The sequence below is a fragment of the Macrococcus carouselicus genome (assembly GCF_004359515.1).
Lineage (GTDB): Bacteria > Bacillota > Bacilli > Staphylococcales > Staphylococcaceae > Macrococcus > Macrococcus carouselicus.
Genome location: NZ_SCWD01000004.1, coordinates 62,100 through 73,768, shown reverse-complemented (window position 1 = coordinate 73,768; position 11,669 = coordinate 62,100). Strand labels below are relative to the sequence as shown.

Here is an 11,669-nt window from a genome sequence, read left to right as displayed (position 1 = left end):
ATTCAAATGAAGAACATATTATTCTGGCTCTACGTTGCACTGGCTATTATTCTGATGGGTCTCGGCTACACATACTGGCAGTCAAAGGTGACGACATCCGGTGAAGAAGGTCAGGCGGAGACCATTCATTTCAAAGATGATCATCTGCAGAGGGCCTATCAGACCAATCATTCTCTGAAGGTCACAGTTATCTCAGCACCTTACCAAGTGTCTGATAATAATGACAGCGTTACAGAAGAGCTTAAAAGAACTTATCCATCTTTGAAAATAAACGAGATAATGGCTACTGAAGACAGCAAGCAGATTAATCCTGATGAAATCATAGCAACAAAACCAGATGCCGTGATAATGGATGCGATGACGCTGAATGACTACGCTGAAAAAATCTCAATAAAAGCGCATAACAAACAGCTCAGTAAAATCGTTAAGGCACTCAAGTCTCATAAAATATCAGTATACGTATTCGGTACCCGGCCATCAGCTGATGACGCATTTAATGAATATCAGCAAAGTGAAGAAAAATACTTCGCAGATTCTACGGTCTATACTTCACAATCTGGAAGCTGGCCGACAGATGAACTGAAAGATAACTACAACAAAGACACTGAACTGCTGACCAGTAGAGGACTTGATCGTTGGTTTAAAGCGATAGATGAAGAAATATTTAAAAAGTGGGACCATTAATAAGAGAAGAAGCCTGAATCGATTGTCCCGATTCAGACTTCTTATTTTTTATCGTTTTTCCAATTCTTCTTTCAGCAGCTGGTTGACCATCTGCGGGTTCGCCTGTCCTTTTGAAATCTTCATGACTTGTCCGACCAGGAAGCCCATTGCGCGGCCCTTACCGTTTTTGAAGTCTTCGACAGACTGCGGATTCTGGTCAAGTGCTTCCGTGACAAATGCACGTAACTGCTCAGGATCAGAAACCTGAACGAGTCCCTGCTCTTCCATGATGACTTTTGGCTCTTTGCCTGATTCCACCATGTCCGCAAAGACCTTCTTCGCAATCTTACTTGAAATCGTGCCATCCGCAAGCAGTTTGACCATCTCAGCTAAGTTCTGAGGTGTTAATGCTGTCTCGCTTAAGTCCCTCTGGTTTTTATTCAGGTATTCATTCACGCCACCCATCAGCCAGTTGGAGGACAGCTTCGCGTCCGCACCGAGCTTAAGCGTTTCCTCGAAGAAGTCAGACATCTCTTTAGTGAGCGTGAGGACATGTGCATCGTAAGCAGGTAAGCCGTACTGTTCGACATATTTCACTTTACGCGCATCCGGCAGTTCAGGAATAGATTCACGTACGCGCTGTTTCCATGCTTCGTCAATGTAGAGGGGCACTAAGTCCGGTTCAGGGAAATAGCGGTAGTCATCTGAGCCTTCTTTGACACGCATCAGAATCGTCTTGCCTGTTGACTCGTCAAAACGACGTGTCTCCTGCAGGATCTCTCCGCCGGCAAGCAGCACTTCAGCCTGACGTTTCTCCTCGTGCTCAAGACCACGTTTCACGTAGTTGAATGAGTTAAGATTCTTAAGCTCTGCTTTCGTCCCGAATTCCTCGCGGCCGACTGGACGTAACGAGATGTTGGCATCACAACGGAGTGAGCCCTCTTCCATCTTACAGTCAGATACGCCTGTATACTGGATGATCGCCTTTAACTTCTCAAGGTAGGCATAAGCCTCTTCCGGTGTACGGATGTCAGGTTCAGATACAATCTCAACGAGCGGTGTCCCCTGACGGTTCAGGTCGACCAGTGAGTAGCCATCTTTATGCGAAAGTTTGCCGGCATCTTCCTCCATATGAAGACGTGTGATACCGATACGTTTCGTTTCGCCGTTCACCTCAATATCGATATAACCGTTCTCACCGATCGGCTCATCAAACTGGGAAATCTGATAGGCCTTCGGATTATCCGGGTAGAAATAGTTCTTACGGTCGAATTTAGTCTCTGTTCTGATGTCCATGTTCAGCGCCATCGCTGCACGCATCGCCCAGTCTACTGCTGTGCGGTTTACAACCGGCAGTACGCCTGGATAACCCAGGTCAATGACGCTGACATTCGTATTCGGTTCTGCACCGAAATGGGCAGGTGAACTTGAAAACATCTTGGATTCAGTCTTCAGTTCAACGTGGACTTCAAGTCCGATTACTGTTTCGAAATGCATATCATCGTCTCCTTATAATGTTTGATAACGGTCATGTAAGTTGAATTTCTGTTCGTACTGGTATGCAACGTTATAGAGCTTCTGCTCATCAAATGGTTTACCGATAAGCTGCAGACCGATCGGGCGACCGTTATGCTCACCACAAGGAACAGATAATGAAGGTAATCCTGCTAAGTTCACTGGAATCGTCAGAATATCATTCGCATACATCGTCAGCGGGTCATTAATCTGTTCGCCGATATTGAATGCAGGAGTCGGCGCAACAGGTCCGACGATAATGTCATATTCAGCAAATACCTTTTCGAAATCCTGTTTGATGAGTGTGCGGACCTTCTGTGCTTTTTTGTAGTAAGCATCGTAGTAGCCTGAAGATAACGCGTAAGTACCGAGCATGATACGGCGTTTCACTTCGTCACCGAAACCTTCCTGACGCGTCTTCTTATAAAGCTCTTCTAAGTTCTGCGCCCCTTCAGCCTGATAGCCATAACGGATACCGTCAAAGCGGGCTAAGTTCGCCGATGCCTCTGATGATGCGATGATATAGTAAGTCGCCACACCGTATTTTGCATTCGGCAATGAGACCTCCTCAATTGTTGCACCGAGATCGCTTAACTGTTTGATCGCAGCTTCAATTGATTCTTTTACTTCAGCAGAGATACCTTCACCTAAATACTCCTTCGGTACAGCAGCACGTAAGCCTGTCAAGTCTTTCTCAAGGCTGGATGTGAAGTCCACATTATCAACCGGTGCGCTTGTTGAATCCATCTTGTCATGACCTGCGATGACTTCAAGCACGGTCGCATTGTCTCTGACAGTGCGTGTTAACGGACCGATCTGGTCGAGTGATGACGCGAAGGCCACAAGACCGTAACGGGATACACGTCCATAAGTAGGTTTCATGCCGACAACGCCGCAGTATGATGCAGGCTGACGGATAGAACCCCCTGTATCTGAACCAAGCGTAAACGGTACAAGACTCGCAGCAACGGCCGCTGCACTACCACCTGAAGAACCACCTGGTACCGCCGTCTGGTCAAATGGATTCACGGTTTTCTTATAATGAGAGTTCTCTGTGGAACCGCCCATCGCAAACTCATCCATATTAAGTTTCCCGACCAGAATCGCATTCTCTTTGTTCAGCTTCTGCATCACCGTTGCATCGTATACAGGATTGAATCCTGTCAGAATCTTGGACGCACAGGTTGTCTCGACATCTTTAGTGACGATATTATCCTTGATACCCATCGGAATACCGAACAGACGCCCTTCCGGTGTCTGGTTATCAAGTGCTTCTGCCTTGCTGATGGCATTTTCCTTATCGAGCTGAAGGAAAGAGTTGATGATGCCGTCTTCTTTTTCAATGTTGACGAATGTGTCTTTAATGATTTCAGATGGTTTGATTTCTTTGTTCTGAATCATCTGTGACAACGATTCAATCGATTCATATCTTAATGACATTCTATTCTCCTCCTAATATTGAAGGCACACGGAACTGGCCATCTTCTTTAACCGGTGCATTTTTCAGTACTTCTTCCTGACTCAAGCTGTTCTCAGCTGTATCCAGGCGCAGAACATTCTGCAGGTCCAGCACATGGAAAGTCGGCTCAACATTTTCAGTGTCCACTTCTTCAAGCTGGTTAGCGAAATTCAGAATCGCTTCAAGTTGACCACTGAATTTCGCTGCTTCTTCTTCAGTGATGGCGAGACGTGCTAAATGGGCAACGTGCTTAACCTGATCATTTGTAATCGTCGTCATTTTTATCCTCCTAAGCATATATAGCATCTATAAATTTTATCAAATTTCGATACAAAAATCTAAAAAAACTAAAAATAGTTGTATGAAAACGCTTTAATGCGTTATATAATTGAAGTAGAAATAAATATTTATGAGTTTGGAGGAAAATTTATGCTTTTAGGAAACACTTTTCAAAATGTGAAAATTGAAGCGACTTGGATGACTTACGTGATGATTGCTGTTTACTTCTTAATTCTTCTTGGCATCGGTTACTATGCATATAAACAGTCGACAAGCACGCTTGATGAATATATGCTGGGCGGCAGAAGCCTTGGACCTCTCGTCACTGCCTTATCAGCAGGGGCTGCAGATATGAGCGGCTGGATGCTGATGGGTCTGCCGGGTTCTGTCTATTCGACAGGTCTGTCAGCGACCTGGATTGCCATCGGTTTAACGATCGGCGCATGGCTCAACTATATGCTCGTTGCACCACGTCTTCGCGTCTACACGGAGCTTGCAGATAACGCTATCACGATTCCGGATTTCTTCGAGAAACGTGTCAGTGACCATACGCGTATCCTGAAAATCATTTCAGGTCTTGTGATCATTGTATTCTTCACACTGTATACACAGGCCGGCATGGTCTCAGGCGGCGTGTTATTTGAAAGTGCATTTGGTCTTGACTACCACTGGGGTCTTATTCTGACTGCCGGTATCGTAATCATCTACACCTTATTCGGCGGCTATTTAGCGGTCTCACTCACTGACTTCTTCCAGGGGGTCATCATGCTGATTGCCCTGGTACTCGTCCCTATCGTTGCGATGCTGAAACTGAACGGTTTAGATACACTGAACAACGTTGCAACACTCGAACCGACTAACCTTGACTGGTTTAAAGGGACGACGACTGTCGGCATTATCTCATTACTCGCATGGGGACTTGGTTATTTCGGTCAGCCGCATATCATTGTCCGATTTATGTCTATCCGTTCTCATCAATTACTGCCGGCAGCACGCCGTATCGGTATCTCCTGGATGGCAGTGTCTCTGCTTGGTGCATGTATGACGGGACTCGTCGGTATTGCATTTATGCATAAGACAGGTAAACCACTCGATAACCCTGAAACCATCTTTGTTGTGATGAGTCAGGTGTTATTCCATCCATTAATTGCAGGGTTCTTCCTGGCCGCCATCTTAGCAGCGATCATGAGTACCATTTCTTCGCAGCTGCTCGTCACATCCAGTTCATTGACACAGGATTTCTACATGTTATTCCGCAGGACCAGCATCCAGGATAAATCCCGCGAGAAAGAATTCGTTCTTGTCGGTCGTTTGTCAGTGCTGCTCGTAGCCCTTGTCGCAGGCGCTATTGCCTGGCATCCTAATGATACAATCCTTAACCTCGTAGGTAATGCCTGGGCAGGATTTGGTGCTGCGTTCGGACCACTCGTGCTGTTGTCACTCTTCTGGAAGGGGCTCACTAAAGAAGGTGCTATTACAGGTATGATTCTTGGGTCATTAACCGTTATCTTCTGGATTATCATGAAGGCACCCGAACAGCACGCAGCTATCTTTGATTACTATGAAATCATTCCGGGCTTCCTGATCAGCTTGATCTCGACAGTTCTTGTCAGCATGATGACGAAGAAACCGGAACAGCATGTTCTTGATCAATTCGATGAAATGGTCCATATCGTAAAAAATTAAAATAAAAGGCTGGTTTCTGAAGAAACCAGCCTTTTTCTATTGCTCATAAATATGAATATGCTGTTCGCCGTCACGTTCTTTAGTGATCAGCGCAAGCGGCTTATCATTATCAACCACTGATATCTCATAGCTGCTGATGCCATCAAAGTATTTTCTGGATTGGTCTGCAATATGCTGGGTCACCCCTATCACTTCAGCCTTACCGAAATATTCGAGCGGTATATTGATAGCAACCGTCTTCACCTGACCATCCACCACATGAACTGTACCGATCGCCTGCGTGAAGTTAGGAAAATAACTGTTCAGCGACTCATTAAACTGCTTGAAGTTATTGTTCAGATTCTGATTAATTTTATCAGTGTCCGGTGAAGGCAGCAGAATGTAATCCTCACTGATATCCTCCCATTTCTTCAGCGCATCTCCCTGTTCACTCGTGCTGTAGGCAACGAAGTGGCCTGGTGTGATGCTCTCAGTCGATGACTGGATGAAGATAGCAAATGTGATCGGAATATCTTTGAGCTCTTGCTTCACTCTCAGCCGTGACAGAATTTCGTCCGCCATCTCCTTCCCTTTCTCAGCACTTACTTTCGGATTCAGCTCCTTGCTGTATACTTCACCGTATGGTTCTTTCTGGTAATCGTACACGCTGTTCATCGCCAGACCGATTGTCATCCCTGACAGCTTCTTATTTTCCGCATCTTCCACCGTGTAAAAATCCTGCTCCAGAATATGTGACAGATAAGCCGGTGAATTCTGCGCGATCTTCTCCGGATCTGTTTCACCGTTATGTGAAGGATTCAGTCCGAAGTTGGCATAAGCATTGCGATCTATACGGGTATCCTCATCCATTGCCGCTATCTCTTTTTTAGTGAACTGAGGTTCAAGGTAACTTTTCACTGCTTCCTTCGTCAGCAGCTGGCCGTCACGATAATAATAATCTTCGGGCGAATAAACCTTCTTACTGATCTCAAGAAGGCCGCTCTCAAATGCTTCACCATTATAGGAACTTGCCATATTCGTGCTCGTCAGTCCCCTTGCTTGACTTTCCTTGAACGGCAGCAGTGTCCGGTAATAGTCCTTTGAAATCTGCGTATCGGTTGTTATCTGTTTTTCGTCATCTTTTTGGGTTGTATCACCATTGTCACTGCAACCTGCCAGAAGCAGCACCGACAATAATATAATAGATGCTTTTTTCATTGTTTCACCTTAACCTATTTCCTTAAGTTTGTTGATGAGTTTTTCTTCACTCCAGACTTCAATACCTAAAGATTCAGCTTTATCAAGTTTACTGCCAGCCTCTTCTCCGGCGATGACCAGGTCTGTTTTCTTAGTCACGCTGCTTGTCACATTCGCGCCGAGGGTTGTCAGTTTCCCAGATGCTTCGCTGCGTGTCATGACAGACAGTTTACCGGTCAGTACGATGGTCTTACCCGTTAATTCGGTGTCGATATTCGATTGAACTTTAGTGCCCGTATAAGTCATATTGACGCCTGCCTCCTTCAATTTAAGGAGCAGTTTCTGCATATCCTGGTTACCGAGATAGGTGACTACTGACTGTGCGATTTTATGGCCGATTTCATGTATTCCTGTCAGCTCTTCTTCAGTCGCTTCTGACAGTCGTGCCATCGAACCGTATTCCTCAGCCATGATCCGACTTGCTTTCGCGCCCAGGTGACGGATGCCGAGTCCGAAGAGCAGACGTTCAAGTGAGTGATCTTTCGATGCTTCTATTGCCTGGAGCAGTTTGTCAACTTTCTTATCTGCCATGCGTTCAAGCGGCAGCAGATCATCCCGCTTCAGATAATAGATATCCGCGACGTCGCGAATGAGTTCTGCCTGAAACAGCTGCTCAACGATACGTTCTCCGAGACCGTCAATATTCATCGCCTGACGTGAGACGAAATGAATCACACCTTCAGCGAGCTTCGCATCGCAGGCCGGATTAATACATCGCAGTGCGACTTCACCTTCAATACGGACCAGTTCATGTCCACAGGCAGGACACACTTTCGGCATATAATAAGGAACGGCATCAGCAGGACGTCTGTCAAGAACCGGACGTACGACTTCCGGAATGATATCGCCTGCTTTTCGGATAACAACTTCATCACCGATACGGACATCCTTCTCACGAATCAGATCTTCGTTATGGAGAGATGCCCGTCCGACCGTCGTACCTGCCACTTTGACAGGCTCAAGGATGGCTGTCGGTGTCACCGCACCTGTACGACCGACGGAGATTTCAATATCCTTCAGCTTGGTGATCACTTCTTCGGCCGGGAATTTATAGGCGATGGCCCAGCGCGGTGTTCTCGCAGTGAATCCGAGCTCCTCCTGCTTGGACAGATCATTGACCTTAATGACGATGCCATCTATATCGTAGCTGAGGTTATTGCGCTCCTCGGTCCAGTACTTGATATAATCCAGTACTTCATCCATGTTCTGACAGCGTCTTCTTTCATGATTCGTCTTGAAGCCGATTTCATCTAATTTATCGAGCGCGGCACTTTGGGACGGCACATCCAGTTCACGCAGATCATTCACACTGTACAGAAAGATATCGAGCTTTCTCTTGGCTGCGAGTTTGGAATCCAGCTGTCTGAGTGAACCTGCTGCTGCATTTCTCGGGTTAGCAGCTAACGGCTCACCGTTTTTCTCTTTTTCTTTATTCAGATTGATGAAAGACCGGCGCGGCATGTAGGCTTCTCCGCGCACTTCAAACGTCAAAGGTTCTTTAATCACAAGAGGCACCGCATAAATCGTCTTGATATTCTCCGTGATATTCTCACCGGTCGTCCCATCGCCACGCGTCAGGCCTTGAACAAGTCGTCCGTCTTCATATTTCAGGGATACAGCGAGGCCATCGATTTTAAGCTCGACCATATAGTCGACTTGCCCGACACCCTCCACAACACGTTTGTCGAATGCGCGCAGGTCCGCTTCATTGAAGGCATTTCCTAAGCTCAGCATTGGCGTGTCATGACGGACTTTCTCAAACGCAGACAGCGGAGTGCCGCCTACACGGACAGTCGGTGAGTCGCTCGTCTTCAGGTCAGGATATTCCTCTTCGATTGCGATCAGTTCATGAAGCAATTTATCATATTCACTGTCAGGAACGGACGGTGAATCAAGTACATGATATTCGTAGTTATACTGGTGTAATAAACGATGTAATTCATCTACTCTCTGCTGCATCTTCTACCCCTTCTTCTCAATTGGTGCAAACTCACTTAAGAGTCGCTTCATACCAACGGACTTGAAAATAATATCGAGTTCCTGAGAACCGCCTTTATCGGTCACATTGCTGACAAGCCCTTCACCCCATGATTTATGCATCACTTTATCACCCATCTTGTACTGGCCAGGTGCTGGTTTATTCGCTGTTGTCCGGCGGGAGAAGCCACGTTTCTGCACGACTGCAGGCTTCTTACCTTCAAGCAGGTCAGCAGGAATCTCATCCAGGAATCTGGAGCGACGGTTGGCCTGTATACGACCGAACAGAGTCCGGGAATCGGCATGCGTCATATGGAGATGTTCCTCCGCACGTGTAATCGCCACATACATCAGCCGGCGTTCCTCCTCCATTTCTCGCTCCTCTGACAAGCTTCTGGAGTGCGGGAAGATCGATTCCTCCAGTCCCGCGATAAAGACGATTTTAAACTCAAGCCCTTTCGCTGAGTGAATCGTCATCAAGGTGATCCCTGCTTCAAGGTCAGCGCTGTCCACATCACTGATCAGCGACAGATCGGTCAGGAAATTGACCAGTGACTGTTCTTCAATCGGCGTGTTCTTCTCGTAATCTTTCGGCACACTCAGGAATTCTTCCAGGTTCTCGATTCTTGACTGGGACTCAAGACTGCGGTCAGCCTGGAGCATCTCCATATAGCCCGTCTTCTCCATGATCTGTTCGGTCAGTTCTGTGATTGACAGAAACTCCTGCTGTTTCATAAAGCCATCCATCATATCATAGAACGCCACCAGTGCTTCTGTCGTTTTCTTCGGCAGGCCGATGAAGTCCACTTCTGCCAGTGCATCGAAATAGCTGAGGCCATTCATCGTGGCATATGCCGCTATCTTGTCCAGGGCGCCTGGACCGACGCCACGCTTCGGTGTATTGATGACACGTGTGAAACTGATATCTTCATTGCTGTTCGCAACAAGTCGCAGATAACTCAGGATGTCTTTGATTTCTTTACGGTCATAGAACTTCGTGCCGCCGACCATCGTGTAGCTGATATTAGATTTCAGCAGTGTTTCCTCCAGCACACGTGACTGCGCATTCGTCCGGTACAATACAGCCATATCATCGAGATGGTACCCTTCACGCTGTTTATTCTGAATCTCAGAGATGATATATTCCGCTTCGTGACGTTCACTCTGAGCCTTGAAATACTTAATCTTGCTGCCTTCATTACTTTCAGTCCACAGTGCTTTCGGCTTACGTTCCGAGTTGTGGCGAATGACTTCATTTGCCGCGTGAAGAATGTTCTTCGTCGAACGATAATTTCGTTCAAGGAAAATTGTTTTCGAATTCTCATAGTCCTCTTCAAAGCTCAGGATATTGTAAATATCAGCTCCACGCCAGCCGTAGATGGACTGGTCAGAGTCACCGACCACACATATATTCTCAAACTTCTCAGCCAGCATCTTGACCAGCAGGTACTGCGCTCTGTTTGTATCCTGATACTCATCAACGTGGATATACTGGAATTTATTCTGATAATAACTGAGCGCTTCTGGAACGCGTTCGAACAGCTGGATGGTCATCATGATCAGATCATCAAAATCCAGTGCATGGTTCTTCAGCAGTATGTTCTGGTAACGTTTGTATGCCTTTGCCACGATCTGCGCCATAAAGTCATTCGCTTCCCTCTCGGCATCATCCGGCGTCTTCAGTTCATTCTTCAGATTGGAAATCTGTGCGAGAAGGGAGCGTGGTTCGTAACGTTTTGGATCGATATTCTCCTGTTTGAGCACTTCTTTCATCACGGAACGCTGATCAGTCGGGTCAAGAATTGTGAAGTTACGTTCAATGCCGATTCTGTCGATATCCCTTCTTAATATACGTACGCACATCGAGTGGAAAGTTGAAATCCAGACCGCTTCAGCCTCTTCACCAATCAGCTTCTGCACACGTTCCTTCATCTCTTTAGCTGCTTTATTCGTGAAAGTGATCGCCAGTATATTATAAGGATTCACATCTTTCTCCTGCATAAGATAGGCGATGCGGTGAGTCAGAACACGGGTCTTACCCGAACCAGCCCCCGCCATAATCAGTAACGGTCCCTCTGTTGTTCTGACAGCTGCCCGCTGTTCATCATTCATTCTATTCAGTAGTTCATTCACAGGAATTATCCTTTCTTTCCTTTGATTTTCACGGTCTCAAGTGCCTGCTTCAAGTCTCTGTAGATAATGTTGCCGACGACAACCGTATCGGCATACTGGAACATCTCACGTGCCTGTTCCAGCGACTCAATCCCACCGCCGTAGACGAGACGTGTATGCTGGAGTGCAGATTTCACTTCCTTCACCATCTCAACGTCACCATATGTGCCGCTGTATTCGATATAGCAGACTGGAAAACGATAGAAATGTTCAATCATCTGACCATAAGCATAGAGGGCTTCCTTATCAAGTGTCGTATCCGCCGCTGTCAGCTTAGCGACCTTACTGTCATGATTCAGAACGATATAACCTTCCATCGTGAATTCATCAAAGTTCAGCATATGGCCATATTCTTTAAGCGCTTCTATCAGTAAGCCATTGTGGAACTGCACATTCGGACTGTTAAGAACACTCGGCACCAGATAGCGGTCAAATCCAGGAATCACACTCTCCAGATTAGATATTTCAAGTACGCAGGGCACGGTATATCGTCGTACCCGCGACATCAGGTCCAGCACATTATCCATCGTCACACTGTCTGTTCCGCCGATGACGATGGCATCTGTTCCTGATTCACAGATTCGCTGCAGTGAATCATCATCAATCGACTTTGCCGGATCCAGTTTAAATACATGCTGCCAGTCATTTATCTCATACATATAGAAACTCCTTTTAAAGACAT

At 46.4% G+C, this 11,669-nt stretch carries 9 protein-coding genes; 2 read left to right on the top strand and 7 right to left on the bottom strand.

Annotated features, from left to right (window positions below; translation table 11 throughout):
* The first annotated feature begins 6 nt into the window (after positions 1–6).
* A complete protein-coding gene (locus ERX40_RS09270; RefSeq protein ID WP_133418224.1) occupies positions 7–684 on the top strand; it encodes a substrate-binding domain-containing protein in 678 nt (225 codons plus the stop codon).
* Positions 685–732: 48 nt separating this feature from the next.
* Here ERX40_RS09270 and gatB read toward each other — a convergent pair whose 3' ends face one another.
* The 3 genes from gatB to gatC are packed head-to-tail and all read right to left on the bottom strand — an operon-like array spanning position 733 to position 3,916.
* Positions 733–2,160: an Asp-tRNA(Asn)/Glu-tRNA(Gln) amidotransferase subunit GatB gene (gene gatB / locus ERX40_RS09265; protein ID WP_133418223.1), complete on the bottom strand. Its 1,428-nt coding sequence runs from the start codon at positions 2,158–2,160 to the stop codon at positions 733–735.
* Positions 2,161–2,172: 12 nt separating this feature from the next.
* Positions 2,173–3,618, bottom strand: coding sequence for an Asp-tRNA(Asn)/Glu-tRNA(Gln) amidotransferase subunit GatA (gatA, locus tag ERX40_RS09260; RefSeq protein ID WP_133418222.1), 1,446 nt, complete (start codon positions 3,616–3,618; stop codon positions 2,173–2,175).
* A 1-nt stretch (position 3,619) separates the two neighbouring features.
* The gene (gatC, locus tag ERX40_RS09255) at positions 3,620–3,916 is read right to left on the bottom strand and encodes an Asp-tRNA(Asn)/Glu-tRNA(Gln) amidotransferase subunit GatC (protein ID WP_133418221.1); all 297 of its coding nucleotides are present in this window, start codon (positions 3,914–3,916) and stop codon (positions 3,620–3,622) included.
* Positions 3,917–4,066: 150 nt separating this feature from the next.
* Between gatC and putP the strand changes: the two genes are divergently transcribed.
* On the top strand, positions 4,067–5,602 hold the full coding sequence (putP, locus tag ERX40_RS09250; protein ID WP_133418220.1) for a sodium/proline symporter PutP: 1,536 nt from the start codon (positions 4,067–4,069) through the stop codon (positions 5,600–5,602).
* A 36-nt stretch (positions 5,603–5,638) separates the two neighbouring features.
* Here putP and ERX40_RS09245 read toward each other — a convergent pair whose 3' ends face one another.
* From ERX40_RS09245 to pcrB, 4 genes are read right to left on the bottom strand one after another with little or no spacing between them, the layout of a single operon-like run.
* A complete protein-coding gene (locus ERX40_RS09245; RefSeq protein ID WP_133418219.1) occupies positions 5,639–6,799 on the bottom strand; it encodes a CamS family sex pheromone protein in 1,161 nt (386 codons plus the stop codon).
* A gap of 9 nt (positions 6,800–6,808) precedes the next feature.
* Positions 6,809–8,797, bottom strand: a complete 1,989-nt coding sequence (ligA, locus tag ERX40_RS09240; RefSeq protein ID WP_133418218.1) for an NAD-dependent DNA ligase LigA — start codon at positions 8,795–8,797, stop codon at positions 6,809–6,811.
* 3 nt (positions 8,798–8,800) lie between these two features.
* Positions 8,801–10,948 (bottom strand): DNA helicase PcrA, encoded by a 2,148-nt coding sequence (gene pcrA, locus ERX40_RS09235; RefSeq protein WP_133418217.1) that lies wholly within the window; start codon positions 10,946–10,948, stop codon positions 8,801–8,803.
* Positions 10,949–10,953: 5 nt separating this feature from the next.
* Complete coding sequence (gene pcrB / locus ERX40_RS09230; protein ID WP_133418216.1) at positions 10,954–11,646, bottom strand: heptaprenylglyceryl phosphate synthase; 693 nt, start codon at positions 11,644–11,646, stop codon at positions 10,954–10,956.
* Positions 11,647–11,669 lie beyond the last annotated feature (23 nt).

Coding starts and splice junctions, on each gene's coding strand:
- ERX40_RS09270 (WP_133418224.1), top strand. CDS start 7: ATGAAGAACATATTATTCTGGCTCTACGTTGCACTGGCTATTATTCTG.
- gatB (WP_133418223.1), bottom strand. CDS start 2,160: ATGCATTTCGAAACAGTAATCGGACTTGAAGTCCACGTTGAACTGAAG.
- gatA (WP_133418222.1), bottom strand. CDS start 3,618: ATGTCATTAAGATATGAATCGATTGAATCGTTGTCACAGATGATTCAG.
- gatC (WP_133418221.1), bottom strand. CDS start 3,916: ATGACGACGATTACAAATGATCAGGTTAAGCACGTTGCCCATTTAGCA.
- putP (WP_133418220.1), top strand. CDS start 4,067: ATGCTTTTAGGAAACACTTTTCAAAATGTGAAAATTGAAGCGACTTGG.
- ERX40_RS09245 (WP_133418219.1), bottom strand. CDS start 6,799: ATGAAAAAAGCATCTATTATATTATTGTCGGTGCTGCTTCTGGCAGGT.
- ligA (WP_133418218.1), bottom strand. CDS start 8,797: ATGCAGCAGAGAGTAGATGAATTACATCGTTTATTACACCAGTATAAC.
- pcrB (WP_133418216.1), bottom strand. CDS start 11,646: ATGTATGAGATAAATGACTGGCAGCATGTATTTAAACTGGATCCGGCA.